Here is a 26,813-nt window from a genome sequence, read left to right on the forward strand (position 1 = left end):
TGTGTAAAAGCTACAGCATTGATCAACCGGGATGAAAAGAAGCATAGCCGTGCGGCCCCAGCGGCTCGACCCGCAGTTCGTCGTCTAGACGAATGATCCCGCTTTCGATTACCCGGGCCGTGATTCCGCCGTGGCCGCGTACCGCCTGGAACGTCCCGCGGCCAAGGCGCTGTTCCAGGCGCGCGCAGGGCTGGCACCAGCCGGTGGTTTCGAGGATGGCCTGGCCAACCCTGAAACGCCGGCCCTTGAGGCTGAACAGGTTAATCCCGCTGACCACCAGATTACGCCGCAAGTCCTGCGCCAGGATCGGCTGATCCGCTGTGCGCCCCAGCAGCGAGTTGATAACGGCCAGATGTTCCCATTGTATCAGGGTCACCTGGCGGGCATTACGGGCGCCGGGCCGGGCATGATCGCCGGTCAGTCCGGCTTCGCGGCGGGCTTCTACCGCGTCCAGTTCGAGCATGTCTGCCCGGGACTCGGGGCGCACGCCAATCCAGCGCACGCGGCCGGTTTGCGGGACTTCGGCCATAAGCTCCTGCAGCGGGCTCACAGGCTGATGCCCACATCAAAAATAATGCTGCGCCCCAGGTTGTTGCGCAGAAAGTCCGGTGCGTCCGGCTGGGCAAACAGCACCCGGGCAAAGGTAGGGCCTACCAGCGACAGCGAACGCCAGCCCTGGCGCAAATATTCAGTGGGCGGCGGAAAGTGGCTGTTAAGGTCCAGCACTTCGCGCTTGAGGCTGGAAAACGCAATGATATCCAGCTGACTCAGGTCGATATCGCGCTCTTTGTAGTTGGTGGCTTTTTTATGCAGGGTCGGACCCAGGCGCTGCAACAGCTTGCTCGCCGGAATCCGTTTGGGCCGCGCTTCGCGCCTGACCAGTTGGCTCAGGGAATAGGCACTGCGCCTGCGCTGCAGTTCTGCGCGCCATTCATCGTTCAGGCGTCGGCCTTCATCGAGCACAAAGAACACTTCAAAGCGTGCGTCGCCGAACAGCACGTCAGGAGGTTCCTGGCCTGCCTGCAGGAAATCTTCACTGTGGTAGGGGATATTCAGGCCTTGCAGCAGGCGCTGGCAGACCCAACGCTCACGCTCCCATTTGCGGGCATTGGATAAAAAGGCATTGGCTTGCTCGGCCTGGATGGTGAGCAGGCGTAGATAATCTGAGTCGTCCATGCACGCAGCTTAGCCTTGAAACAGGTGTTACTGAAAGTCCGGGTGTAGACTCAGGCGCATCCACCAGGGAGGGTTGAGCGGTGTGTTTTGAACAGGCAGGGCAAGGCAGATGATCAGTACGCAGGTGTTATCCACACAAACGCTGGTGATCGGCTGGCTGATTTATGTTCCCGTTGTGCTGTGGGCCATCTGGCGCACGCCCTGGGTTGAGCTGTTTAGCGACACACGGCGCCAGCACCTGTTGTTTGGAACGGTGTTCGGGCTGTTTTTGCTGTGGCTGGTACGGCGCGACTTTGAGGGCGGGGTGTCTTATCACTTTATTGGCCTGACAGTGGTCACGTTGCTTCTCGACTGGCCACTGGCGGTTGTCGGTGCGCTTCTGGCGCAAGTGGGGCTGGTGCTGCTGGGGCGTCAGGAACTGGCCGCGATGGGGGTCAATGGCGTGCTGCTGATTCTGTTGCCGATCGCCGTGACCGAAGGCTGTGCGCGCATGGTCGAGCGGGCGCAGCCGCGTAATCCCTTTGTGTATATCTTTTGTTCGGGCTTTTTTGCCGCAGCGTTGGCGGCGTTGCTGTGTATCGGGGCGGTGCTTGGGGTGTTGTGGCTGGACGGGTTGTTCGTGATGCCGTTCTGGCTGGAGGACTTTGTCGGTTATCTGTGGCTGATCATCTTTCCCGAGGCGTTTATCAACGGGATGCTGGTTACCGCACTGGTGGTGTTCTGCCCCGAGTGGCTTGAGACCTTCAATCGAACCCGCTACCTGGCGGCACCGTGGAAGGATGATGGCCCCGAATAAATGGCCTTGCCCTGTGGGAGCCGGGCTGCCCGCGATGGTATCGCTGCGGTTTACCTGACAGGCCGGGTTGCCTGAATCGCGAGCAAGCCTGCTCCCACGTTATTAGTGCAGGCGTTCGCTCAGGTCTTCAGAAAACAGATCATCTTCAGCATCCGGGCTGACCGGGATCTTGTGCTCCTCGCTGGCCCAGGCGCCCAGGTCGATCAGTTTGCAGCGGTCAGAGCAAAACGGGCGAAACGCGTTGGTGGTATCCCATTGCACGGCTGTGCCGCAGGTCGGGCAGTCGATGGTCATAGGTTTGGTCATGGTTGGCCTCCACGCAGAGTTAAATAAAAGTGATGCAGGCGCTCGACCTCAGTCTGCAGCGCCTTCAGATCCTTGTCATTGACCAGCACATCGTCAGCGTGGCGAAGGCGATCTTCGCGGCTGGCCTGTGCCTTGAGAATGGCCTGGACCTGCTGTTCGCTGGTGTTGTCGCGCAATAGCGTGCGTTGTATCTGCAAGGCTTGCGGTGCATCGATCACCAGTACGCGTTGGGTTGTCGTGTATTGGCCGGACTCGATCAACAGCGGTGAAACCAGAATGGCATAAGGCGATTGTGCCTGCGCCAGATTGTCCGCGATCTCTTCACGAATCAGCGGGTGCAGCAGTGCTTCAAGCCAGCGGCGTTGCTCGGGATCGGCAAAGATCAGGTTGCGCAATGCGCCGCGGTTGAGTTGCCCGTCGGCTTGCAGCACCTGCGTGCCAAAGTGTTCGGCAATCCTGGCCAGCGCCGGACGCCCCGGCTCAACGACCCAGCGCGCCGCATGATCAGCGTCCACCACATGTATGCCCATCGCGGCAAAGTGCTCGGCAGCGGCGCTTTTGCCACTACCGATACCGCCGGTAAGCCCGAGAATCCAGGGTTTGGAGGGTGGAGTCATCATGTCAAACCGAAACCTGCCAATAGAAGCCGGTTATTTGACCACCCCAGAGCAATGCAATCCAGCCGGCAATTGCCAGATACGGTGCAAAAGGGATCGGGGTACTGGTCCTGGCCCGGCGCAAGAGCAACAGCCCAACCCCTGCAGCGGCCCCCAGCAGTGAAGACAGCAGGATGGTCAGCGGCAGAACCGCAACCCCGCCCCAGGCGCCGAGCACGGCCAGTAGCTTGAAGTCGCCGTAGCCCATGCCGTCCTTGCCGGTGATCAGTTTGAACATCCAGAACACCGACCACAGGCAGGCATAGCCCAGCGCTGCGCCCCATACGGCCTGCCCCAGTGTGGTGAACAGGGAGAAGCTGTTGAGCAGCAAGCCCAGCCAGAGCAGCGGGAAAACCAGCACGTCGGGCACGATTTGATGCTCGGCATCGATCAGGCAAATGGCGAGTAACCCCCAGGTCAGCACCAGCATCCAGCCTGCCTGGGCGCCAAAACCGAAATGCCAGGCAACAAAAGCCGACAATGCCGCGCAGGCCAGCTCCGTAAGGGGGTAACGCAGGCTGATCGGGGTTTTGCAGTGTGAGCACTTGCCGCGTAAAAACAGGTAGCTCAGCAGCGGAATGTTCTCCCGGGCACGCAGTGAATGCTGGCAATTTGGGCAGTGGGAGCGCGGGCGCAGCAGGTTATACACAGGGCCCCTGGCAGGCTCGGGCAAGCCCAGTATGTCGCGCGCCTGGGCCTGCCAGTCCCGTTCAAGCATCTGGGGCAAGCGCCACACCAGCACATTGATAAAGCTGCCCACCAGCAAGCCGAGAATCAGGGCGCAGGCGATAAACGCGTCGGGGTGATGGCTCAGCAATTCAATCATGCTCAGATTACCTGGCCCAGGTTGAAGATCGGCAAGTACATGGCGATGACCAGCCCGCCAACCATAACTCCAAGTACCACCATGATGATCGGCTCCAGCAACGTTGTGAGGTGGTCGACCTGTGTGTCGACCTCGCTTTCATAATAGGCGGCAACGTGGTCCAGCATGCTGTCTAATGTGCCGGATTCTTCGCCAATTGCTGTCATCTGAATTGCCATGCCCGGGAATACTCCGACTGCAGCCATTGCCACATGGATCGGGCTACCAGTCGCAACCTGTTGTTTGAGCCGCAGCACTGCGTCCTTGTGCAGGTTATTGCGCGTGGCGCTGGCGACACTATTCAGCGCTTCGAGCAATGGCACCCCGGCAGCCAGGGTGGTCGACAGCGTGCGCGCAAAACGGGCGATGGCTGACATGTGCAGCAGATTGCCCAGCACGGGTAAATGCAGCAGCCAGCGATCAATGCGCTGGCGCAAGGCTGGGCAATGTTTGTAGCGATGATGAAGGCCGGCCAGAATGACGCCGCACACACACAGCAGCCACAGGCCATGTGCCTGCAGGCCATCAGACAGGCCGATGACCCACAAGGTCAGCGCCGGCAGTTGCGCATCGAATGAGCGGAACACGCCCTGAAACTGCGGTACCACTGCGATCAGCAAAATACTGCAGACCCCCAGCGCCACCAAGAGCACGGCGCTGGGGTAGGTCATGGCTTTTTTGATTTTCTTTTTCAGGGCTTCGGTTTTCTCCCTGTAGGTCGCTACCCGTTGCAGCATGACGTCCAGCGCCCCGGCCAGTTCCCCCGCTTCTACGAGGCTGCAAAACAGCGGGTCGAAATGTGCCGGTCTTTTGCGCAGTGCTGCCGCCAGGCTGGTGCCTGCGCCGATGTCCTGTTTGAGTTCGGTGACCTGCTGGCGCATGGCCCGGCTCTCGAAACCGTCGGCGATCACCCCCAGGGCTTGCTGCAAGGCAATGCCGGCGCTGATCAGGGTTGCCAACTGGCGGGTGAACAGGGTGATATCCAGCGCCGTGATGGATTTGCCTGCATCGCGATCGCGACTGTAATGGCGGCGGATTTTACTAACGGTAATACCTTGGCGGCGTAGTTGGACCCTGATCATGGCGTGGCTGTCAGCCGAGATCTGGCCACTGGTTTTAACGCCGTTGCCATCTGTGCCTTGCCACCGGTAGAGGGTGTTTTTAACGGCCTGTGTTGCCATGCATCGATCCTTGGAGCGCTGCGCGCCCGGCTGTGTTTTCAGACCAAAGACTAGATGCACTGCGCGTTGGCCCGGCAACTGGAAGGTGAGCAAACGTGTCTGCGATGCAGTTGTGGAGCAACGGCCCACTAACCTTGATAGCCTGTGCGCACTTTTTTGCCTGCACAGCATTGCCTGGCACCCGTGGGTGCCCCTTTTCTGGAGACTTCATGTGAAACAACAACAAGGCTTCACCCTGATCGAACTGATGATTGTGGTTGCCATCATCGGTCTGATTGCTTCGTTCGCATTTCCGGCTTACCACGAGCATGTGATGAAGACCCGTTTTGCCGAGGTGAACACCATCAGCAACACTTACAAGACGGCCGTTGCCCTGTGCTACAGCCAGACCAATGATTTGATGGCCTGTGATGCCGGCACCAACGGTATCCCGGGACCGGCCGAAGCCACGGAAAACCTGGCCGCGGGCATGACAGTGGTCGATGGTGTGATCACCCTGGCAGGGACCCAGGCCGCAGGCGGTTGGGTCAGCGTACTGGTACCGACCCCAGGCAATTCCGGCAGCACCCTGATCTGGACGCAAAACGGTACTTGCCTGGCCAGCGGTGCCTGCAAATAGCCAGTGATTGGCCCACTACCGATGTGCTGGCCTGCTTGCACTGCGGCCCGCATTGCCGTAATTGCCGGGCATTTGCGTCGGTGCTAGCGTTACACATACCGCCGGTGTAGCTCAGTCGGTAGAGCAGCGCACTCGTAACGCGAAGGTCGCAGGTTCGATTCCTGTCTCCGGCACCAGTTAATAGGTTCAGGCGCTGTCAGGCAGTATCATGTAGCTCCAAGAAGCCCGCTTAATGCGGGCTTCCTGTTCAGGCTGGTGCCATCCAGTCCAGTCCGAGCGCTTGTCTTATGAGTGCCCTTGCGAGTACCTTAGGTGGTTCAATAATCTATGGGTACTCAGGATGTCTTTGACGGCTTTGCAAGTAAAGAATGCTGCGCCGCGCGAGAGGGACTATGGCCTTGCCGACGGCGGTGGTCTCTTTCTATGGATTCGCACGGTGGGCGGTAAGTCTTGGCGTTTGCGATTCCGTCTCGATGGCAAGCAGTCGCACATTTCTCTTGGCACTATCGATAAGGTAACCCTCGCACAGGCGCGGCAGCTTGCTTCCGACGCTCGCCAGCTTGTGGCACAAGGGCGGCATCCTGGGGTCGAGCGTAAGGCTACGCGAGCCCAAGCCGCAATCTCTCGCGCAAATACGTTCAAGAGCCTTGCGCTGGAGTGGCATCAACATAAGTCGCCGCGCTGGTCAGCAGGTTATGCCGATGACGTTATAGAAGCCTTTGAGTTAGATATTTTCCCCCAGGTGGGAAGTTTCCCCTTAACCGAAATCAAGCCCATGCAGTGGCTACAGGTTTTTCGCCGCATAGAGTCGCGAGGTGCTTTGGAGAAGCTGCGCAAGGTTCGGCAGCGCTGCCAGGAGGTATACCGCTTCGCGATTGCCACTGGTCGTGCTGAGTACAACCCAATCGCAGATATCGGAGGGGCTCTTCAAACCCCTACATCTCGACATTATCCCTTTTTGCCTATTGCAGAAATTCCGGAGCTCATACGCAGTTTTCAAGCGTGCTCTGGTCATGACGTAGTTAAGATCGCAACCCGCCTGCTAATCCTGACTGGAGTGCGTACGGCAGAGCTCAGGGGCGCTCCTTGGTCGGAATTTGACCTCGACAAGGCACTGTGGCTTATCCCTGCTGTACGCATGAAGATGCGCCGCGCCCATCTGATACCGCTCTGTAAACAGGCAGTAGCTGCACTGCGTGAGTTGGAAAGCATTACTGGTGGTTACACGCTTGCACTACCTGGTCGTAATGATCCGGCAAAACCCATGAGCGAGGCCGCTATCAACCAACTGCTCAAGCGCTCCGGTTACGACGGTCGTGCTACGGGTCATGGATTCCGTCACACGATGTCTACCACTCTGCATGAGCAGGGATACCGCAGTGAGTGGGTCGAAACCCAATTGGCGCATGTGGATAAGAACAGTATTCGCGGTACCTACAACCATGCCCAGTATCTGGAGGGGAGGCGCGAGATGCTTCAGTGGTATGCCGACCATTTAGATATTTTGTCATACAGCGCTACCGGAGCATACGCTGAAAGTGGGGAGAGCGCGTATGAATGATGATTTGATGCGTCTGTCTGATTTAGTTCCAGCGTACGTTCGTTGCTACAAGGTCAGCACCCAAGAAGCTGCATATGCTCTCCATGAACTAATTGAAGAGCTATATGTTGAATACGGTGTTAACCAGTGGCTCCCCAACTCAGTCAATAATTTTTTTTGGGTCGGAAAGTCGGGGAGTGCGAAGCGCTCTCCTAGGTCATACGTGTTCTATTTTCAGTTGCTTAGTAAGTATTTCTACGATTTTTTTGATTCTCCAGCTGAAATCGATAAAAGCCTGGTGAATTGTTACTGTGAGGACGATCAGCAATCTAAGAATATCCCAGCAAGTATTGTATATTTTTCTAAAGCTGCCCTTGGTAAGTGGGCTCTTGATGCAGGAATTGAAGTTCCGAGTTTTCTGCTGAATGGTATTGCAGGTGACGAAAATGAATGCAGTGACGAGCGGAAGGGGTTTCAAACAAAAGAGTTAAACTCAATTAGCCTGATCATCAACGGTTTGATTAGCCTGATAAAGGAGGTTGATAAAGCCCATGCCGAGCAGCCCCTTGATGATGCGGCTAGAAGACGTGCAACTAGTATTAAACATCGTGCTTCAAAGCTTCGCTCGTCTCGTAAGAGTTTTGATTTGGGTTTGGCAGTTTTATCTCTCGCAGATGCAGCAGACATTGACATGCCCAAAACTCAAAAAACCCTTCGAAAATATATGGGGGATGATTTTTCCTATGGTGAAAATGAGTCATAGGAAAAATTGGAATTTCCTCTGAGAAAATAGCAATTGCCACGACTCACCGCCCGAGGTGCCATTAAATCCCTAGCCATCCAATCCGGTTCTAAGGAGACCTGTCCAGATGGCTACTCAATTCGCCTCACCTTTACTGCTTCGCCTTCCTAGTGTCTGTGCCCAAGTGGGGCTGAGCAAATCTCAAATTTATCGGCTGATTCGGGCGGGCGATTTTCCCGCTGGGATTTCGCTCGGGGCGAATTCTGTAGCATGGCCTTCTGAGCAAGTTAATGCCTGGGTTGCTGAAAAAATCACTGCATCCATTCGCTAATGATGGCTACCAATATGCCAATCCCTCGCCGAATTTTTGCCCTTCTAGATGAGAAACAAAGGCGCTCTTGTATAAAACCCCAAGACGTTGAGGGTGAACATGTTCGTAGCCTAATGCCGAACTGGTCAGACTCAGTTCGGCGTGTGCCGAACTTTGTTCTTCGTTCAGCGCTATTTAGTGTGGCGGGCAAAAGGCCACGCCCATACTTGGAGCAAAGTGAAATCCATGCGCTAGGTGGAATTAGCATCCTATACACAGGGGGGCTGCTCGATCAGCTTGAATTGGATGTATGGGAGGCCGTTCTGCACATGACGCGGCTTCAGGAACTCGGTGCAGAGTGCAGGATAACAGCCTATCAACTACTGAAAGCGCTCGGTAAAACTGATTCGGGGAAAAATCGTAAAATCCTTGGTGAGCAACTTAGCCGAATGAGGGCGACCGAACTACAGTTAAGAGTCGGTGACTACTCGTATGAGGGAAGTCTGATTGATGAGATCTATCGCGATCACGGAGCTCGTGTTAAAAGCTATATAATTCGCTTGAATCCAAAGCTCCTTAAATTATTTGAGACTGACCACTTCACTGATGTGGATTGGTCTATTCGTCAGGAACTGCGTGGAAAACCAATTGCGAAGTGGTTGCATGGTTTCTATGCATCCCATGCCAATCCATATCGTTTAAAAATCGAAACTCTGCACCGACTATGTGGGAGTAGAGCCAAATCACTAGATGACTTCAAGACGGATCTGGTTAAAGCGCTCAACTCCTTGGCACGAGCAAGCAACGCCGCAGGTCAGCCCTTCAGCTATGCAATTGAGGGTGCGTTGGTGCGAGTCAAAACTACTCCGAGCTCTTCGCAGCGTCGACACCTGGCCAATAAGTGCTGATGCCGTTCCAGCGCCCGTTAGATACCGTTCTAGCACCCGCGACTACCGTTCCAGCACTCCGACAATACAGTTCTTGCCCCCCTATGGTTACCGTTCCAGCACTCCTGTATCGCGGTGCTGAGATCGGTCCGGAGCCCAGTAGGAATAGGCATTGCACAGATTTTTGCAGGAGGCACTAATCAGTTTTTAATCATTCTTAATCTTCAGTCCCTGATGCGTTATTTCTAACGTCCGAGATAATGCGTGGACACGTCCTCACGAGAGTGTCCCAATTCTTCGACAACCGCCATGCGTGCAAAACGATCCAACTCCCAGTTATGGGATTTGAGGTTTCCTCCTTCAATCGGTGAGCTGCTACCTGAGTAGTGGGTATAACGCTCATTGGCGAAGGCGTGACGCAGGCCATGTGAGGTAACGCCAAGCTGAGCCTTGGTCAGCCCAGCTTTGGCGACAATACGGCTGTAGTGGCCAAGCGCTTGTTTCAACGACTTGCTTGGATCGGAAGTGCTCGCGGTACGGCGATCTGCATAAGCCTTAGCTCTATCAATCAGCTCTCTGCGCTCAGGAGTATCGATGGGTACTGTGCGGTCCCGACCGCCTTTCGTGCCGATGCTGACAGCCAAGTAGCTGCCCTTGTCCGCCAGGTGAGGGCGCAGCATGATTGATTCCTTTACCCTGAGACCAAACCGGAGCTGAAGCTCCACCTGAAGTGCTACACGTTCATCCAGGGCGCGTAGGTCATCCAGTTTCTGCGTCGCACTCACTCCGTTTGCCTCCCAACCCTTGTCCTGAGTATTGATCGAAGTTCTGGCTGCCTCATGGTTCGGAAAATAACGCTCGGTGCTCTCCACCATGCCTTCTTTACCAATCCAGGAGGTGAATGTTCTTAGGGTGGAGAGGCGGTTTTGCAGGGTTGAGGAGGAAAGTTCCCTGCTCAGCCAGTGTCGGGTCAGCGCCTCCACATGACGGCCTTTGAGCTGACTGACACTGTCGAGTTTGTAGCCCATTTCTCTCAGATCGGTGAATGCCTGAAAAAGCACGGTCGAGCGCTTGTGCTGCGTCTCATGACTGGCAACTGTCCCATCCGAGGCCTTGATGCTGTTGTGCTCTTTGAGCACGGATGCCAGTGAGGATTTCCATCCGGCCATAACTGCTCCTGGTGTTTCCAATGAATATGTAGTTGCGCGCAGGGGGATACGTGAAAGCGAACTTGCTGCCAGTAGCACGGTTTCCCGCACACAAAGGCACCCCGGAGGGCGGACAACCCATTTTGGGTTCCGGCCAGCCTGCTGGGCTGGTTTTGCATCGTTGATACGGTCTGCGGTGTGACGAACCCTGTTGCGTCATCGTCGAGCCGCGAGCAATGCTCAAAACGTGCAGCGATGAAAAGCGCGATGGGGATTGCCAGCACCCTAACTTCGCACCTGGATGCGGTTACTGCTATTTACGTAACGTGCGCTCCAGGACTCCAACCGCCCTGGTCGTGACGTGATGTGTGCCAGTGAAGCAAGTACGGTTTGCACCCACGTTCACTGTCTGCCCCCGCTGGCAGACCACACCTTGGGCGGGAAGCGCCAGGCGCTCTCAATGGATCATCACTACTGCATCAAGCTCGAACCGAGATCCCAAGCCAAGCGTTGAGAACCACCTCCTTCGTAGATTGGCACCCGTCCAAACTACGACCCAGGGGCGTTGGTACGGACGCCTTTGGTCTGTAGTTGCAGGTCAGGCTGATGACAGCCTCAACCCACATCGACCTTCGCCCTCACTGCGATGACGCGGTGAGGGCGAAGGCGGTTGTTCCAGAGAATCAAACAACCTGTAGCACGAGACTCGTTGCCACGAGTTTCGCCCTTTGCAGGGCTCATCAGTCGTGCGCGAAAATTTTCTTCACCTGCTGTGATCATTTCTCGCAGACCATCAAACCCAGTGCAACCGAACTCGGTGCAGTTGCTTCACCCCACTCTCTTTTCTGGCTTTCAGCTCAGAAAAGAGAGTGGGGCGCCCACACGACGCGCGATGATGGGGATGAGCACATAGGGGCTCAGTAGAGGCAGACCTGACGCTCGTTATCTCGGCTGGTCAGATCAACAATGATGGGACACCATGAGCAGGTTTTTCTCCCCGCCAAATACGCTGGGTTCTGGATAGACTTCCTCAGCGATTTGGTTGCAGCGCGGGCTAGGCATCAACCGATGCAGGAGAGCATGTGAATACGTTTGACGTAGTGCTCTACAGCTCACACGGCGCGTACTCAGGCAGAGAGTAAAAGAGAATTGAAGGGCGAATAGTTTCAGGGCAGGAGGGGCGGCAGCGACCGCCCTGGTGTCGGCGTTGACGTCAGATAGTTGGGGCTCGCCGGTACGGCCCACCATATCCAGAAACCTCAGAAACCTAACGGCAAACCGCTCGGTAGCATCGAACTGCTTCTGCGCGGCTGCAGAAATGCACTGAGAAATACTGCATTCACACTTCCCTGACGCTGGGAGTGCATCGTGAATCCGCCACAGCATCCTGGCGAAAATTCCCCCAGCCATTGGGAAACCCGCAAAAACCACTGAGAAGTAAGCGGCCTTCGCTGCTTCACTATCAGGGTGCCGTGGTTATTCCCTTCAACCCCGCTGCGGCGCTTTCAGATCCCAGTGCGGGAGCCGACGATTTTTCCCTGCTGCTCGATGACACATAGGGACCACGGGGTAGCGTGGCGACTCATTACGAGCGGAGGTGATCTGTATGGGGCGAATTTTTGTGGGTGTTACCTGCGTAGGCGCGGGCTTCTTGTTGGGCTCCCATCGTCTGGTGCCATTGTGGGCGATCTTGGTGTTGGCCTTCATCGGAGCTGGCCTGTGGTTGCTGGCGAAATGGCTAGAGCGGCGGGAGAGTGACCGATGATGCGGGCTGATCTTGATGAGCTGATGGTCGTTAGCTGTCTGTGTCCAGGTATGAAGTGGTCGTCCTCCGTGACGCGGCCTGTATTCATCTCTAGAGAAGGCAACGTCCTGCGCCTGTACTGGATGCCCTTGTTGCTGTGCCTAGATGAATATCGCGCCGGGATTTTTATCGGGCAGCTCAACCGAAATGGTGATGCGTTAACTGAGTGAGTGATGCCAAAATGACATCAATTCGTAAGTGAAGATCACTGCGCCGAAAAAATTAAAAGTAATGAAGGACGTTATGCATACGCTAATAAAATTTGCCACAGCTGCTGTTACTGGAGCTCTCCTCTCTGGCTGCGGAGCCGAAGACTTCACTGGTGCATACCGATTCAAAGACTCAAGCATGAATGGAACCATGGTTCTCAATATTCATGGCTCTGAAGCAGAAGTCTTCGGGGACTTTGGGAAGGGCGGCATCAAACCGCTCGGTAAAATGAACGTGTCGGTTAAAGATGAAAAACTACTTCTTGATGCTGTTAGTGGCACGACTCGTCTGGTTATGAAGCGTAATGTCGATGAGCGGAATCTTGACTGCCTTAATTGCAAGGTTCTAGGCATGAGTGCGGATGAGCATGTTTGGCAGTATGACCCCAAAGGGCCGTATGACGTGGGTCAGATGCTTGAGGAGCAAGCCCGTAGAAAAGAGGAAGCCCTGAATGTCGAGTTGGAAAAAATGCAGAAGAAAACCCTGGAAAAGATACGCCGGGATTCCGAGGCCCCGAAGCTGACACCATATGAAGGTGATTGGGTATATCAGCGCACTACGAAGCATGATCCTTTAACCATCATGGGCATCTGGCGTGCAAAACAGATAAGAGTCTGGTCGTTCAAATTTGAGAATATGGATCGACTGGGGTATGAGGCTCCTGAATTTGAGGTGACGGATGCTGGCTTGAAGGTCGGAGCTGGTTCTAGCGCTGCCCTGTATACCCTTAGCGCGGACAAAAATGTACTGATCTGCATGGGCTGTAGTAAACCAGTGAGATGGGTCAAGGCTGATCCGAAGAAGGATCTCAGTGATCGTTATTACGCCCGGAAGATAGCTGGAAACCCGTAGCAACACTTCCAAGTGACCGGGGTCGGTGAATGCTTGCGAGAGCTCGCCGACGTCAGATTAACCCAAGGTACGCAGGTAGATTGGGGGCAATTCAACTACTTTGCCCCATCCGCTGCCCATGCCCATTGACCTATCTCTGCCAGTGCCGGTTAGTACTAGATGCTGGTCGAACTGCGGCAATCTGACGCGAGCTCGTGGGTGTGCCGCCGAGTACACGAAACTGCATCAAGTTCGGTGGAGGGCAAGAAGGAAAGTTGATAGGGTTATTTTTACAAATAACTGTGAGGTTTATAATGCTTTTACTACCCATCGATTATGCCGGTTGTATTGAAAATCCTCATTTTTCAAGTATGGATAGACAGTATTATAAAAGAGGTTGGAGTGCTCTTGTTCATAGACAAAATGCAAGAGTAAAGGTTGCAGCATTCCTGCCAAAAGATAAAGAAGGATTAAAAATAAATGTTGTTGGACTTCAGCAAGGTTTGTATGTCGCTTTCGGTGCCACTGATGGTTCGGAAAAGTTACGCTCGTTATATGTCGTGGAAACGGTTGCTGCTACTGAGATTTCACTCAAGCCTGTAGAGGAATGCAATGTGCCAGCTATCTACGAAATAGATGTTGCTGGGCGATACAGCCTGTATTTGTTGGAAGCCAAGCAGGCTATGCTTGAGGCGCAAATTAACGATATTAAGGAGTGGTTATTTGAATGCAAGGGGGGTAAGTAGAGAAAATGGCTTTTTCTGGGCTTTACGTCTAAATTAAATTTGATGTGTAAAGGGGGGCTGCTTTTTATAGAGTGAAGGAGCCAAGGCGAGTAGGACTGCTGATCCAAATTGTACTTAGACTATAAACTCTCGAAGCCAAAATAAGATAGAGTTGAACTCGCCGTCGACAGGCCTAGGCTAAAATCTAAACAGAGCTCGCTATTTGCTCAGCGCTCTATAAAGGGGCGCTTTATGTACTCCCAATAGATGAGCAGCTTCTGTCATTTGACGCTGTTCTTCGGCAATCGATTGTCGCGCATTACTGACCTGTTCCAGTGTTAATACCGGCTTGGGCCCAAGCCGAACGCCGCGAACTTTGGCAGTTGCTCTCTCTGCGCGCGGGCGTTTTTTTGCAAAAAAAGTGTCCAAAAGCATCAGGGCCAAGTGGAGACCTATTTCAGTTGACCCCGACCCTCATGCAGATTGCTCACTCCTACGTTTCCCCACTTATCTTCAACAAGTCTGAAAATGGCACTTTGACAGCATTTTCTTTTCCGCTAGCATGCCGTGAATCCCATTTCGGGCATGGGCACATTCCTTAACCATCGGGTACTCGCGTGAGACAACTGCCGAACAGCGGTGGAACCGTGCGGATAAAGGTTGGGGCGATAGCCTCAAAAACCAGCGTGTCCCGATCCACCGAGCTGTGAAATCAGCTCATGTCGATACGGATCTATTGAGCTTTCCAGTTCCTGGAGTACAGCCCTACTGGCTCCCTGTTTCTGACTGGGTGCAATAAGGATTCGTTGGCAATCACGAGTTATGGATATTTTGAAATGTCTTTTCTGAAAAGGTTATGGCAAGCGATCAGAAGTTTCATGTTGGGCACTGGTAAGCGTGTTGAGGATCAGGATGAGGCGAGCTTTCCTAGAATCGACCCTAACAAGATCAAGGCAGATCTCAAAATCATAGAGACGGCGCGTACCCATGGCGAAAAGGGTGTTCCTGATTACAGAGATACGCGGCTGACTGAAATTGAGCATCAGATCCAAGGAACCGTGGGTAAGCTGCGCCTAGCCACGCTCAAAACCGGTGAGCGATGGCTCACTCAAATCCAGGCTCGGCTCGATGGGATTGATCTCACAAAAGAATTCAATCACACCATTCAACTTGGTGAGGAGTTCGCTCGTAAAGCAGATGCGATTCTTTCAAGCGCAGATGGTGAGCTTCAAGAAGCGATCAGAATTGCTAAAGCTCGAAAGGTGATTCTTGAGCAGTTCCGGGCAGACAATCGTCTGCCAGACACTCCGCCGAAAATGCACGGTTTTAAAGATCATATTTTCAAGTTTAGTGTGCTAGTCATGTTTTGCGCAGTTGAGTCGTTAATCAACGCGAACTTCTTCGCCCAAGGCTTAGCTGGTGGTTTCCTAGGGGGCTTGATGATGGCAGTCATGGCTGCTGGCCTTAACCTAGTGGTGGCATTCTTCTGCGGCAGGGCGCTCATCAACAAAAACCACGTCAATGCCGCGCGCAAGACTGCGGGATGGTTCGCAGGAGTCTTTGGTTTCGCGTGGACAGCTTGCGCCGGTATCGTAGTGGCATACCTCCGCTTTGTTCTACCCCAAATCGATGATGATGGCGCAAACCAGCTAGCTCTCGTATGGCAGAACCTTGTTGCCCACGTCTCACCCTTCACCGACATTGAGGGCGTCGCGCTCTGCGCCATCACGGTGATCTTCGGCATGGTTGCGATGCGCCATGGTTACACTTGGCAAGATCGCTATCCGGACTACGAGAAGGTTTACGGTGAGTACTCGGCGGCGAGTGGGAATGTCATCGAGCTCATCCAAGAGCTGACGGAGAAGCTTGAAGATGAGAAGCAGGGCACGATCAGCCTGATCGAGCTCAAAGCTCAGAAAGCTGAGGAATCTATTCGATATTTTAAATCCAATATGGGTGAGAAGTCCGTAGCCAAGAGGAAAGTGACGGAACATCTAGTCCTCGCTGATAATACTATCAGGGCTCTGATTCAGGCATATCGGTATGAGAATCAACTAGCTAGGCCTGCAGGCAAGCCAAGGCCTGACTACTTCAATGATCCAGTTGAGCTCAGCGATCAGGATTTCCCAGATTTCGGTATCGAGAGCGACGAAAACCGTCTGCGTATTCAAGAGCAAATGCTTCGCCAAATACGCGACATCGTTGAGCCTACTCGATCTAAAGTCCAGTCGTCCTTCACTGCTAGATTCGACCAGCTGAAGCCCCTTGAGAGCCTTGTATAGGACTGAAAGATGTCTGTTTATCGCCGAAAAAAAAGCAGCACCTCGCCGGCGCTTGTTGCCGTTAGTGTTTTGGCAGCCGTAGCTATTATTGCTGGTGGTGGCTTCCTGATGTGGAAGAGCAACACTCAGGATACGTTCGACAAAATCACCTTGTGCCCCTCCAGTGGGCCGAAGGGACAGTTCGTGGTGTTGATCGACAACACGTCGCCATTCCCCTTCACTCAGAAGGCAGCACTCAAGCAGCGACTCAAAGATTTAGTAATGAAAGACCTTCCGGCCGGAGCCATGCTCACAGTTTTTCTGCTGGGAGAGGACTACAAGCATAACGGCGATCCAGTGTTTGAAAGATGCAACCCAGGCCAATGGGTCGAGGGTGAGGGCTTTAACAGGACCAAGAAGTTTGTGGACAAGGATTTCAATGAGAAATTCTTGAAGCCTCTTGAGGCAGTAGTAAACCGAATCCCCCTAGATTCCCGAGGTAAAACGTCTCCAATCTTCGAAATGCTGCAAATGGCTAGCATTAATGGGTTGAATCATCAGAATGCCAATGGCGAAAAACGCCTGATTATCTTCTCAGACATGGCTGCTAATACCGGCGATTTCTCCATGTATCGAAATGCGCAGCTCAACTACAGAGACTTCGCTAAAACGAGCTATTACCAGAAAGCGGTCGCTCCTTCGCTGGCAGATGTTTCGGTAACAATCAACATGATGGCCGCCGAACCCAATGCTACCCCCTTCCTGAAACGGTCGGAGTTCTGGGCTGAGTTCTTCTCGGCCAATGGAGCCAACCTTGAAAGTGTTAACCCCATGGAGGGGCTGTAATGAAGAGTCAAAACGCGCTGATCTATCGCGTCCAGACCTGGTTCGTGATTGCTCTTGTGCTCAAGATAGTGAGCGCTGGCTTAAGCCTAAAGTTCAACGACGCGATATGGTTCGGTTTCATAATCCCAATCACAGTAATGCTTTCTTATTGGGCTGTAGGGTATCGCGTACGCGAGCTCTACGACGTCAAACTGACTCTCGCGAAATTTGCCGATTCGATCTATTACCTCGGTTTCTTATTCACAGTCGTCAGCATAATCATCTGTCTTTTCGACATCCAGAGTATCGGCGACAACTTGACCAACATGGCTACACGCTTTGGCGCTGCTATGGTAAGTACCGCAATCGGCATGGTTGCCCGTACATTGCACGTCGGATTTCGCCCCGATCAAGAGGACGCGGTGCGTAGCGTAGAAGAACGTGCCATTAGCGCGTCTGAGCAGCTTGCCTTCATGTTCGATGAGACACGCGAAAAGCTCACTCGCTTTCGCGACGAAGTGGTGGCGATCTCTAAAGAAACTACGGCCGGCGCCAGAGAGCAAATCGAAGAAATCCAAAAGCATAGCATTGCTGCTATGGATACCTACTTCGCCAATGCAACCCAGCGTAGCAACGAGGCATTCGAGGCCATGCTCAAGGATGCCAAATCTGCTAGTGATGATCTGCTGGTGACAATTAACGGGTTGGCCGAAAAGAGTGGGCATACTCTCGAACGCATGGAGTCCCACGCTCTGGACTTCGGCAACTTGGCGACGAGACGTTTAGAGCAAACTCTCTTTCCGGACGACCTCTTCGCCAACAAACTCCAACCCTCTATTGATGTGCTTTCACAGACGACCGAAGGGGTTAACGAAAGCATCTCTACTCTTGCTGACGACGTTAAGACGGCTGCTCGCACGGTAGGTACCGCCATTCGCGGTCTAAACACGAAGACTCAAACCCTGGAAGAAACTCTGCAATCCCTCAGTGGCATAGTCGATAGCCAGCAGCGTTTGATGGATGCGATGAGCAGCCACGGTACGACGATGATCGAAGGCGTTGATCGCGTACAGAAGGAGTTCCTCGATACTTTGGATGACTATCAAAAGGACTTCCAGGAGGAAATAAAATCAAACCGAGAAGTGATAGAAAAGGTTGTCGACAAGCTACAGGCTCTCCATCAGTACATTGAAGCAGACGATTCAAAGGCCTCCTTAAGTAACGACATCGTCGAGGCCTTCCGAGCCGTCGGCGAAATCAGCCAGCGATCTAACGAAGCGTTCTCGGAATCGATAAAGACTACCTTGACCCCGTTGATCCAATCGATCGCTTCAAATAACGAAACCCATAGGGCGCTGGCGTCGCAAGTCATTCACGGGAATTCCTCTCTTGAAACTGCTTACAATCACCTCGATGAGCTAGTTCGCAAGATTGATTACATTAACCAAATTGAGGTTCGTCAGCCAGCTGCTAATGAATACGTCATACCTAGTGAGGTAGATACCCATGTTACGTCGCATTTGGTGCCGTCGACTTCTGACGTGAGGCCAGTTTAATGAGTCAAAAGAATGACCAGGTGTTCAATCTGTCGATCACAGAAATTTGGATGGTGCTTGCGTTCATCCTTCTCCTCTTGACCGGATGGCAGGTGTGGAAGCTGACAAAAGAGAAGAACTCGCTCGAGCAAAAGGTCGCAGGCCTGAACGACTTGAGTGATCGCGAGAAGGCGATTGATGAAGCTACCGACGCCTTCAAGGTGAAGCTGAAGAATCTCGGTATCAAGAACCCTGACGAGGTCATTGCCAAACTCATGGATGCCTCCAAAACTCGAGACGAGTCGGAGCGACTGAAGGTTCTCCTTACCCAGAAGGACGAACAACTCGCTGCGCTGGTGCCGATCAATAAAGCGCTGGAAGAAAGTGGGAGCAAGGATCAGGGGGATGACGCAAAGCGCTTAGTTTTGGAGACGCTCATGTCCTATGAGCAACTCAAGAAGCTGGTCACTGATCCTTCAAAGGATGTAAAGCCAACCGATGTCGTGAAGCGGGTTGAAGAGCTAAAAGCAACAGAAACAGCGGTCAGAGATGCCCTGAAAACTGACTCTATCCCCACGGCTGAGCAGGTTCAGAAGATAGTTCAGGATGCTACTGCTTACGCCACTGCGGAAAAGTCGGGGCTCAACCCTGTTGCACTGCAGAAGGCAAATAGCGACCTGAAGGGGCAGTTGCAATTTCTCAACAACAAGCTGAGTCGGGGCAAGGGTGGTGATCTGCCGCCTTGCTGGGTTGATAGTGCCGGAAAGCCTGAGATGTTTCTGGCCGTCTTTCTCAAAGACGACAACCTAACCTTTGAGCCGGCCTGGCCAGCTTCGCGTCTGCCAGATGCCCAGGCTTTACCTGGGTTCGACGATTTGATGGCCGATACCTCACGAGGCTACGACGACTTCGTTCGTTCAACGTCAGCCATCAAAGCACTCGGCGAAAAAAATGAGTGTAGATACTTCGTTCGGCTCACAAGCCAGATCCAGAGCGCGCCTGTTTCGGATCGTCGTCGTATTCAGGTTGAAAGAAACTTCTACAAGATCGAGACTAGACGCTGATATCAAGGCACCCATGTAACCGAGCTGGGTCTCCTTGTGTGGTCGTGCCTGAGTTCAAATGATCTAAAAATCCGACTTTATCAACAGAATCGGCCGATTGCTGCCTGTCGTAACGACTAACAACCGCTTGGAGCGAAGCAAGCGCCAAGGTCGATCCGTGGCATTCCGATAAGATACGGAATCGCTAGGATGACGAACACATGCGCAGCCTGACCGTGATGATGGAGCAACAGCACAAGTGCAGCTGCCGGACAAAGCATATGTGCCTCGCCAGTTAAGAGCTGGCGGTAGGCCTTGTTTTTTGCTGAGTGCCTTAATGAGTACCTATTTCGTTTTTATAGCTACAAGTATTCGAGCTTTTACTGGGCTTGGTTAAATTAGTTCGATTCCTGTCTCCGGCACCATTTCAAAAGCCATCCGGTCAATGCCGGGTGGCTTTTTTCGTTCTTGCGCAACGCCTGGCACATTGACGTCCGAAAATGGCGAGAAGCGGCAAAAGCGCGATGCTATTCTGCGGCCCATGACCACAGATAACAGCCTGTCCACGCCCAGCACCGCAGCCTGCGAAATCGCTCGCCTGAGCCGCGATGCGCGATTTGACGGGGTGTTTTTCACTGCCGTGCTCAGTACCCGGATCTACTGCCGCCCCGTGTGCCCGGCCCGTGCGCCAAAAGCTGAAAACGTGGTCTATTACCCCAGCGCAGCAGCGGCTCAGGCCCAAGGCTTTCGCCCTTGTTTACGTTGTCGGCCCGAGCTGGCACCGGGCAATCAGCTTTGGTTGCAGGGCGAGCATTTGGTGGCGCGAGCCTTGAAGCTCATTAATGAGGGTTACCTGGCCGAGCACTCACTGGAGGGGTTGGCCGAGCGCATGAACATCGGCGCGCGGCAATTGCGTCGTCTGTTTGTTCAGTACCTGGGGGCGCCGCCGATGGCCGTGCATGCCACCCAGCGCCTGCTGTTTGCCAAGCAGCTGTTGACCGAAACCGACCTGTCGATCACTGAAGTGGCAATGGCATCCGGTTTTGGTAGCCTGCGTCGTTTCAATGCGGCCTTTGCCGAAGCCAATCATGCCGAGCCGCGTGCCTTCAGGCGCAGCCCAAAGGCAGGGGCAGACAAGGCACTGGTGTTGCGCCTGGGCTATCGCCCGCCTTATGACTTCGCGGCCTTGTTGGGGTTTTTGCAGACCCGCGCTTTGCCCGGTATCGAACAGGTCGATGAGCGCAGCTATCAGCGGGTGTTTGGCCATTCTGACGCCCCCGGCTGGTTGCGGGTCAGTGCCTGGCCGGGTGAACAGCATGCGTTGCAACTGGAACTGCGCAATGTGCCGCCCGGGCAGATGCTGGCGGTCGTCACGCGGATCCGGCGCATGTTCGATCTGGATGCCGACCCGCTGGCTATCGCCCGCACCTTGAATGCCAGCACGCTGCTGGCGCCTGTGATCGGGCGTTATCCGGGGCTGCGCTTGCCAGGTGGCTGGGACGGTTTTGAAGTGGCGGTGCGAGCCGTACTGGGGCAGCAAGTCAGCGTGGCTGCTGCACGCACCCTGGCCAGTCGAATCGTGCAGCGTCATGGCGTTGCCATTGAGGCCGACCAGGGCTCGGGGCTGGATCGGTTGTTCCCCGGCCCCGAGCAGTTGGCGCAGGCTGATCTTGGGCAAATGGGCATTACCCAGGCACGGATCAACACGATTCAGGAGATAGCGCGTGCCCTGATGGAAGGCCGCGTCGACTTTGCCGTGGAGCAACCCCTGGAACGTTTTATCCGGCGCTGGGTGCAACTGCCCGGCATTGGCGAATGGACCGCGCATTACATCGCCATGCGCGTGCTCAAGCATCCTGATGCGTTTCCGGCGGCGGACCTGATTCTGCGCCGCGAAGCCAACCCCCAAGGCGAGCCGTTGAGTACCAAGGGGCTGCAGGCACTAGCTGAAAGCTGGCGCCCGTGGCGAGCTTATTCAGTGATGTATTTATGGCGTGCGGCGACCGATTCGGCCGCTGCCCGCAAGGTGTGAACATGACACAGATTTACTACGAGTACATGCCATCACCGATTGGGCCGTTGTTCTTGGTCGCCGATGATGCAGGTTTGCGCGAAGTGCGTTTTGAGCTGGACCGTCGGCCCCATGCACCGCAGGAAGGCTGGGTGCATTCGCCACAAAAGCTCGCAGAAGTTCGCCGTCAGCTGGAGGAATATTTTGCGGGTGAGCGTCAGACGTTTGACCTGTTTCTCAAACCGCTGGGCACCGACTTTCAGCAGTCGGTCTGGCAGGCGCTGACCACCATTCCTTATGCGCTGACCACCAGTTACGGCCAGATTTCGCAGCAGATCCACCGGCCCAAAGCGTCCCGTGCCGTGGGGGCGGCGAACGGGCGCAATCCGATCCCGATCATCATCCCGTGCCACCGGGTGATTGGCAGCAATGGCACCTTGACCGGTTTTGCCGGTGGTCTGGCAGCCAAACAATGGCTGCTGGAACATGAGATCAAGTGCCGCCGGCACGACTGATACATATGCCATGGTTTTGCCATCGCGAGCAAGCCCGCTCCCACAATGTCGCCGCAAGTCCAGTGGGAGCTGGCTTGCCTGCGATGCAGGTACTGAGGGCTGTCAGGCAAACCGTGGCGATGCTATCGCGAGCAAGCCCGCTCCCACAATGTCGCCGCAAGTCCAGTGGGAGCTGGCTTGCCTGCGATAAAGGTACAGGGGGCTGTCAGGCAAACCGTGGCGATGCCATCGCGAGCAAGCCCGCTCCCACAATGTCGCCGCAAGTCCAGTGGGAGCTGGCTTGCCTGCGATGCAGGTACAGGGGGCTGTCAGGCAAACCGTGGCGATGCCATCGCGAGCAAGCCCGCTCCCACAATGTCGCCGTAAATCCAGTGGGAGCTGGCTTGCCTGCGATGCAGGTACTGGGGGCTGTCAGGCAAACCGTGGCGATACCATCGCGAGCAAGCCCGCTCCCACAATGTCGCCGAAAGTCCAGTGGGAGCTGGCTTGCCTGCGATGCAGGCACAGGGGGCTGTCAGGAAAACCGTGGTGATACCATCGCGAGCAAGCCCGCTCCCACAGGGGGGTTACAGGCTTAGCCGCATCGACAAGTCCACTGCCTTTACATCCTTGGTCATAGCACCAATGGAGATGTAGTCGACACCGGTTTCGGCGATCGGCCGCAAGGTCGTCTCGTTGATGCCGCCGCTGGCTTCCAGCTTGGCCTTGCCCGCGTTCAGGCGGACCGCTTCGCGCATGTCAGCCATGCTCAATTCGTCGAGCATGATGATATCGGCCCCTGCCGCCAGCGCTTCCTTGAGTTCTGCCAGGCTTTCAACTTCGATCTCGACCGGCTTGCCCGGGGCGATCTTGTGCGCAGCGCTGATGGCCTGGGCAATGCCACCGCACGCGGCAATGTGGTTTTCCTTGATCAGGAATGCGTCGTAAAGCCCGATACGGTGATTGTGGCAGCCACCGCAGGTCACTGCGTATTTCTGCGCCATACGCAAACCTGGCAGGGTTTTACGGGTGTCCAGCAGCTTGACCTGAGTGTCCGCCACTTGATCGGCCAGATGCTGTGCATGGGTGGCGACGCCTGACAGCATCTGCAGGAAGTTCAGTGCGCTACGTTCGCCGCTGAGCAGCGAACGGGCCGGGCCTTCCAGGTGAAACAGCACCTGGTTGGGGCTTACGCGCTCGCCATCAGCCACCTGCCAATGCACGGCAACCCGTGGGTCAAGCTGGCGAAACACAGTGTCGACCCAGGCGGTACCGCTGATCACCGCCGCTTCACGGGTAATGATCGTGGCTTTGGCCAGGCGCTCGGCCGGGATCAGCCGTGCAGTGATATCGCCGCTGCCAATGTCTTCGGCTAACGCACGACGCACGTTGGCTTCGATTTCGGCAGTGAGGTCGGCCAGGCGTAAATTCGGCATAACGAGCTCCACAAACAAAGTGCGCCGATTATAGGGGCATGCCACGGGGGAACCCAAGGTGTGCGAAGAGTCACATGCAAATACCTGCAATGTGCTGTTTTCGGCACTTTGAGCATTAATTTGCCCCTGCATTCATTCAAATGAAGAGTCCGCTGGTACAAGCGCCATCTTTTACAAGATAATCCGCCTTGCGATTGGCGCCATAGCTTTGACGTGCTGCCATAGCTCTAAATTTCGATACACCGGCCAGTGCTCGAGCGCCTGCCGGTTTCTGTTTGTGAGCGTCAAAAATGGCTCTGACCACGCGCGTTCACTGGCAAGCGAAGAGACCCTTCAGGGAGGCCAGGATGCAAAATGACGGGAAAGTGGGGCCTGGGCACAGGACCACCACGGAGTTGGCGATGCACTCGCCGCTTGCCCGCCTGCCTGTGATCCTGCTGCAGGTTCATGACAAGGCTGCCCAGCAGCTCAGAAACGACCTGCAGGTGTTGTTTGAAAACGCTGACGCCACGCTCTTCAAAATGGCTGACAAGGCGCAGAACGACACCGAGCAAAGCCTGTTTTTCGAGGCCATGCGCGATGTGCGGCTAAAACGCAAAAGCATTGAGCGCGGGTTTCTTGAGCGTCTGTTCGAGGCCTTTATCCGGCTGACCCAACCCGATGTGAGTGAACCTACCCTGCCGGGCATTGCACCGGCGCAAGCGGTGTTCTCGCTGATGGCCAATGATCTTGAGCGCACGCAAGTGACTCATGCGATGGTGACGCGGGTGCTGACCCGCAGCCAGTTGGCCTTGTGCCAGTTAAGCACGCGTCTCAATACCCTCAGCTGTGTACCTCTGGATGAGCACAACAACCCGCTGGGCCCGGCGATGTTGTGTGAGTATTTTTTGCAGGCCAAGCGCGACCAGGGCATGGACATCAAGGTCAAGCTGATCATGATGCGGCTGTTCGAAAAGTACCTGCTTGACCAGACCGGGCAGTTGTACGCCGATGCCAACCAGCTGTTGATCGCCACGGGCGTGCTGCCTGACCTGTCCGACCGGGCCTCATGCTGCGCCGCCAAGGTGGGGATCCATGCGCAAGCATTGCCCGAGGCCAGCGAAGACGCGAGCAAGCTGGTGGGGCTGATTTTTGAATACATCCACGATGACAGCAATCTGTCGCAACCGTTGCGCAAATTGCTCGCGCTGCTGTGTGAGCCGATGCTGCAGATCGCTCGATGCGATCAGAATTTTTTCAGCTGTGACAGCCATCCGGCCCGACGCCTGTTAAACGTCATGGCCGATGCCGCGATCGGTTGGGATGCCTGCACCGATAGCCGCAACGATCCGCTCTACCGTAAGGTCGAGCATGTGGTACTGCAGTTGGCCCGCTATGCCGGCAATAACCCGGCGTTGCTTGAGTCCTTGTTGCATGACTTTTCGATGTTCACCCGCGGCGAGCGCAGCCGCACGGAGTTGCTTGAGCAGCGCACCCGAGATGCCGAGCAGGCGAGACGCCGTCTGGCGCTGCAACCGGACCCGGTGCAGCCGTGGCCATTGCCGGCTCTCGATGAACAGGGCCATCTGGGTTTGCTGTTGGTCAGCCAGCTGCGTATTGGCAGCTGGATCGAGTTGCAGGAAGAGGGCTGCACACAGTTGCGTTGTAAGTTGATTACGATTCTGGAGCCGGACGGTACGCATATCTTTGTAAACCGTATCGGGGCCAAGGTGCTGGAAAAGAACCGCAACGATTTAATCGTGCAACTGCGCAACGGCAGTATCCTGCTGGTGGATGACCGTCTGTTAGTCGACCGGGCGCTGGAATCGGTGATAGACAGTTTGCGGCAGTCCGGCGCGGAGTAATCACGCCCGGCACAGATTGCTCCCCATCGACGCGCGCATCGCGGCATACTGGGCCTTTGGTTTTGCCTGTCGAAGGAGCCTGTATGCAGATGGACCCCGCGAGCGGCTGGTTTCATGGCGTGCGCCATTGCCCGTCACCCAACTTCAATGCGCGTCCGAGCGACGAAATCTCCCTGTTGGTGATCCACAACATCAGTTTGCCGCCGGGGCAGTTCGGCACCGGCAAGGTGCAGGAGTTCTTCCAGAATCAACTGGACGTCACAGAACATCCTTACTTTGCAGGCATCATTGACCTGAGGGTAAGTGCGCATTTTCTGATTGAACGTGACGGCGCAGTCACCCAGTTTGTCTCCTGTTTTGATCGTGCCTGGCATGCGGGGGTTTCGAGTTTCGAGGGCCGGGAAACCTGCAATGATTTTTCCCTGGGCATTGAGCTTGAAGGCACCGATGATCTGCCCTATACGGATGCGCAATATCAGGCGCTGACGGCCTTGAGCCGACAGTTGCAGGCGGCATTTCCCGCCATTAGCGGGCACCGGGTATGTGGCCACAGCGATGTGGCACCCGGGCGCAAGACCGATCCGGGGCCGGCTTTTGACTGGCAGCGCTTTCGCAGCGCGTTGCAGCACACAGGAGATAAACAATGAGTTTTGTGGTGTTACTGCTGGCGATTCTGGTCGAGAAATTCTCGGGCGTACGTCAGCGCCTGCAGCGTGATGGCGGCTGGTTGCGCGAGCTGCACAAGCTGGAAGCCAGCGCTGGTTTGGGCAACAAGCCCTGGTGGGTGCTGTTTATCCTGATTGCGTTGCCTGCAGCGATATTGGGGTTGCTGCTGGTGGTGTTGCACCCGGTGGCTTATGGCCTGCTGGCGCTGCCAATCCATCTGCTGGTGGTGATTTACAGCTTGGGGCGCGGCGATCTGCTGGGGGGGCTGGGGCCGTTTCGCGACGCCTGGCGCCGGGGTGATCTGCAGGCGGCCGCTCATGTGGCCGAGCGTGACCTGCGGGTAACTGCTGACAGCGGTGAGCAATTGCTGGAGAACGTGCAGAGGCACCTGCTGTGGCAGGCCTATCAAAGCTTCTTTGCAGTGATTTTCTGGTACTTCCTGCTGGGTCCGGTGGCGGTCTTGAGTTATCGCCTGCTGGCCCTGGCGCAGGAACACAGCCAGAACCCGGCGCTGGTCGAACGTGCCGGGCAATTGCGCCATGCCTTTGACTGGTTGCCGGTGCGGCTGCTGGCGGCCAGCTTTGCCCTGGTGGGCAACTTTGCGGCGGTCAGCCGGGTGATGCTGCATGAATTGCTGAGCTGGGACATCAGTGCTGCGCAGCTGATCGACAAGGCCGGTTGTGCCGCCGCCGAAATCCCTGTGCCGCAGCTTGGGCCTGAAGGCGTGAGCAGCCTCGACACCCTGTGGGCCTTGCTGCTGCGTGCGGCGGTGCTGTGGTATGCGTGCTTTGCGGTGTGGGCGTTGTTGCTCTGACAGCACACAACCCCTGTCGATACTCTGTAGTCGCTGACGAGGCACGAGGCTGCGTTCGGCTGCGCAGCAGTCGTAAAACAATGTAACC

Annotated in this window: 25 protein-coding genes and 1 tRNA gene; 18 read left to right on the plus strand and 8 right to left on the minus strand. The window is 55.3% G+C overall.

Annotation, left to right across the window (positions count from 1 at the left end):
* Positions 1 to 22 precede the first annotated feature (22 nt).
* Positions 23 to 550 (minus strand): MOSC domain-containing protein, encoded by a 528-nt coding sequence (locus AB3G35_RS06565; RefSeq protein WP_086795850.1) that lies wholly within the window; start codon positions 548 to 550, stop codon positions 23 to 25.
* Entirely contained in the window at positions 547 to 1,176 is a 630-nt protein-coding gene (locus tag AB3G35_RS06570) for a DUF1780 domain-containing protein (RefSeq protein WP_016779443.1), read from the minus strand. Before AB3G35_RS06570 ends, AB3G35_RS06565 begins: the two co-directional genes overlap by 4 nt.
* Before the next feature lie 109 nt (positions 1,177 to 1,285).
* On the opposite strand from AB3G35_RS06570, the gene AB3G35_RS06575 reads away from it, so the two are divergent.
* Entirely contained in the window at positions 1,286 to 1,972 is a 687-nt protein-coding gene (locus AB3G35_RS06575; RefSeq protein WP_088378954.1) for an energy-coupling factor ABC transporter permease, read from the plus strand.
* 102 nt (positions 1,973 to 2,074) lie between these two features.
* Here the strand turns inward: AB3G35_RS06575 and yacG are convergent, their stop codons facing one another.
* From yacG to AB3G35_RS06595, 4 genes are read right to left on the minus strand one after another with little or no spacing between them, the layout of a single operon-like run.
* Positions 2,075 to 2,278 carry a DNA gyrase inhibitor YacG gene (gene yacG / locus AB3G35_RS06580; protein WP_016779444.1) on the minus strand — a complete coding sequence of 68 codons (204 nt, stop codon included), beginning with the start codon at positions 2,276 to 2,278 and terminating at the stop codon, positions 2,075 to 2,077.
* The gene (gene coaE / locus AB3G35_RS06585) at positions 2,275 to 2,898 is read right to left on the minus strand and encodes a dephospho-CoA kinase (protein WP_016779445.1); all 624 of its coding nucleotides are present in this window, start codon (positions 2,896 to 2,898) and stop codon (positions 2,275 to 2,277) included. Before coaE ends, yacG begins: the two co-directional genes overlap by 4 nt.
* Position 2,899: 1 nt before the next feature.
* Positions 2,900 to 3,760 carry an A24 family peptidase gene (locus AB3G35_RS06590; protein ID WP_369782395.1) on the minus strand — a complete coding sequence of 287 codons (861 nt, stop codon included), beginning with the start codon at positions 3,758 to 3,760 and terminating at the stop codon, positions 2,900 to 2,902.
* Between the two features lie 2 nt (positions 3,761 to 3,762).
* Positions 3,763 to 4,980 (minus strand): type II secretion system F family protein, encoded by a 1,218-nt coding sequence (locus tag AB3G35_RS06595; protein WP_340078960.1) that lies wholly within the window; start codon positions 4,978 to 4,980, stop codon positions 3,763 to 3,765.
* Positions 4,981 to 5,191: 211 nt separating this feature from the next.
* On the opposite strand from AB3G35_RS06595, the gene AB3G35_RS06600 reads away from it, so the two are divergent.
* The 6 genes from AB3G35_RS06600 to trfA all read left to right on the plus strand — a co-directional run bounded on the left by AB3G35_RS06600 (position 5,192) and on the right by trfA (position 9,099).
* Complete coding sequence (locus AB3G35_RS06600; RefSeq protein ID WP_016779448.1) at positions 5,192 to 5,599, plus strand: prepilin-type N-terminal cleavage/methylation domain-containing protein; 408 nt, start codon at positions 5,192 to 5,194, stop codon at positions 5,597 to 5,599.
* Between the two features lie 100 nt (positions 5,600 to 5,699).
* Positions 5,700 to 5,775, plus strand: a tRNA-Thr gene (locus tag AB3G35_RS06605).
* A gap of 164 nt (positions 5,776 to 5,939) precedes the next feature.
* Positions 5,940 to 7,160 (plus strand): tyrosine-type recombinase/integrase, encoded by a 1,221-nt coding sequence (locus AB3G35_RS06610; RefSeq protein ID WP_369782397.1) that lies wholly within the window; start codon positions 5,940 to 5,942, stop codon positions 7,158 to 7,160.
* Positions 7,153 to 7,902: a hypothetical protein gene (locus tag AB3G35_RS06615; protein ID WP_369782398.1), complete on the plus strand. Its 750-nt coding sequence runs from the start codon at positions 7,153 to 7,155 to the stop codon at positions 7,900 to 7,902. Before AB3G35_RS06610 ends, AB3G35_RS06615 begins: the two co-directional genes overlap by 8 nt.
* 106 nt (positions 7,903 to 8,008) lie before the next feature.
* The gene (locus AB3G35_RS06620; RefSeq protein ID WP_083331127.1) at positions 8,009 to 8,212 is read left to right on the plus strand and encodes an AlpA family transcriptional regulator; all 204 of its coding nucleotides are present in this window, start codon (positions 8,009 to 8,011) and stop codon (positions 8,210 to 8,212) included.
* A 113-nt stretch (positions 8,213 to 8,325) separates the two neighbouring features.
* Positions 8,326 to 9,099 (plus strand): plasmid replication initiator TrfA, encoded by a 774-nt coding sequence (gene trfA, locus AB3G35_RS06625; RefSeq protein ID WP_369782729.1) that lies wholly within the window; start codon positions 8,326 to 8,328, stop codon positions 9,097 to 9,099.
* 224 nt (positions 9,100 to 9,323) lie between these two features.
* Here trfA and AB3G35_RS06630 read toward each other — a convergent pair whose 3' ends face one another.
* Positions 9,324 to 10,247: a phage integrase N-terminal domain-containing protein gene (locus tag AB3G35_RS06630; RefSeq protein ID WP_095001613.1), complete on the minus strand. Its 924-nt coding sequence runs from the start codon at positions 10,245 to 10,247 to the stop codon at positions 9,324 to 9,326.
* A gap of 1,981 nt (positions 10,248 to 12,228) precedes the next feature.
* Here AB3G35_RS06630 and AB3G35_RS06635 point away from each other — a divergent pair.
* From AB3G35_RS06635 to AB3G35_RS06670, 8 genes are all read left to right on the plus strand, one after another.
* Positions 12,229 to 13,092 carry a hypothetical protein gene (locus AB3G35_RS06635; RefSeq protein WP_369782399.1) on the plus strand — a complete coding sequence of 288 codons (864 nt, stop codon included), beginning with the start codon at positions 12,229 to 12,231 and terminating at the stop codon, positions 13,090 to 13,092.
* A 293-nt stretch (positions 13,093 to 13,385) separates the two neighbouring features.
* The gene (locus tag AB3G35_RS06640) at positions 13,386 to 13,817 is read left to right on the plus strand and encodes a hypothetical protein (protein WP_369782401.1); all 432 of its coding nucleotides are present in this window, start codon (positions 13,386 to 13,388) and stop codon (positions 13,815 to 13,817) included.
* Between the two features lie 815 nt (positions 13,818 to 14,632).
* Positions 14,633 to 16,078, plus strand: a complete 1,446-nt coding sequence (locus tag AB3G35_RS06645) for a hypothetical protein (protein ID WP_369782402.1) — start codon at positions 14,633 to 14,635, stop codon at positions 16,076 to 16,078.
* A gap of 9 nt (positions 16,079 to 16,087) precedes the next feature.
* On the plus strand, positions 16,088 to 16,903 hold the full coding sequence (locus tag AB3G35_RS06650) for a hypothetical protein (RefSeq protein WP_047282205.1): 816 nt from the start codon (positions 16,088 to 16,090) through the stop codon (positions 16,901 to 16,903).
* A complete protein-coding gene (locus AB3G35_RS06655; protein ID WP_369782404.1) occupies positions 16,903 to 18,438 on the plus strand; it encodes a hypothetical protein in 1,536 nt (511 codons plus the stop codon). Before AB3G35_RS06650 ends, AB3G35_RS06655 begins: the two co-directional genes overlap by 1 nt.
* Positions 18,438 to 19,481: a hypothetical protein gene (locus tag AB3G35_RS06660; protein ID WP_047282207.1), complete on the plus strand. Its 1,044-nt coding sequence runs from the start codon at positions 18,438 to 18,440 to the stop codon at positions 19,479 to 19,481. Before AB3G35_RS06655 ends, AB3G35_RS06660 begins: the two co-directional genes overlap by 1 nt.
* A gap of 520 nt (positions 19,482 to 20,001) precedes the next feature.
* Positions 20,002 to 21,492: a DNA-3-methyladenine glycosylase 2 gene (locus AB3G35_RS06665; protein ID WP_169911383.1), complete on the plus strand. Its 1,491-nt coding sequence runs from the start codon at positions 20,002 to 20,004 to the stop codon at positions 21,490 to 21,492.
* Positions 21,493 to 21,494: 2 nt separating this feature from the next.
* A complete protein-coding gene (locus tag AB3G35_RS06670) occupies positions 21,495 to 21,986 on the plus strand; it encodes a methylated-DNA--[protein]-cysteine S-methyltransferase (RefSeq protein ID WP_088378960.1) in 492 nt (163 codons plus the stop codon).
* Between the two features lie 566 nt (positions 21,987 to 22,552).
* Here the strand turns inward: AB3G35_RS06670 and nadC are convergent.
* Positions 22,553 to 23,401 carry a carboxylating nicotinate-nucleotide diphosphorylase gene (gene nadC, locus AB3G35_RS06675; protein ID WP_016779451.1) on the minus strand — a complete coding sequence of 283 codons (849 nt, stop codon included), beginning with the start codon at positions 23,399 to 23,401 and terminating at the stop codon, positions 22,553 to 22,555.
* Positions 23,402 to 23,802: 401 nt separating this feature from the next.
* On the opposite strand from nadC, the gene AB3G35_RS06680 reads away from it, so the two are divergent.
* From AB3G35_RS06680 to ampE, 3 genes are all read left to right on the plus strand, one after another.
* Positions 23,803 to 25,245 carry a DUF1631 family protein gene (locus AB3G35_RS06680; RefSeq protein ID WP_369782405.1) on the plus strand — a complete coding sequence of 481 codons (1,443 nt, stop codon included), beginning with the start codon at positions 23,803 to 23,805 and terminating at the stop codon, positions 25,243 to 25,245.
* An 83-nt stretch (positions 25,246 to 25,328) separates the two neighbouring features.
* Positions 25,329 to 25,892, plus strand: coding sequence for a 1,6-anhydro-N-acetylmuramyl-L-alanine amidase AmpD (gene ampD / locus AB3G35_RS06685; RefSeq protein WP_016779453.1), 564 nt, complete (start codon positions 25,329 to 25,331; stop codon positions 25,890 to 25,892).
* Positions 25,889 to 26,725 carry a regulatory signaling modulator protein AmpE gene (ampE, locus tag AB3G35_RS06690; protein WP_169910906.1) on the plus strand — a complete coding sequence of 279 codons (837 nt, stop codon included), beginning with the start codon at positions 25,889 to 25,891 and terminating at the stop codon, positions 26,723 to 26,725. The genes ampD and ampE overlap by 4 nt, the downstream gene beginning before the upstream one ends.
* Positions 26,726 to 26,813 lie beyond the last annotated feature (88 nt).

Source organism: Pseudomonas sp. WC2401 (assembly GCF_041200115.1).
In the GTDB taxonomy this organism is placed as follows: Bacteria; Pseudomonadota; Gammaproteobacteria; order Pseudomonadales; family Pseudomonadaceae; genus Aquipseudomonas; species Aquipseudomonas fragi.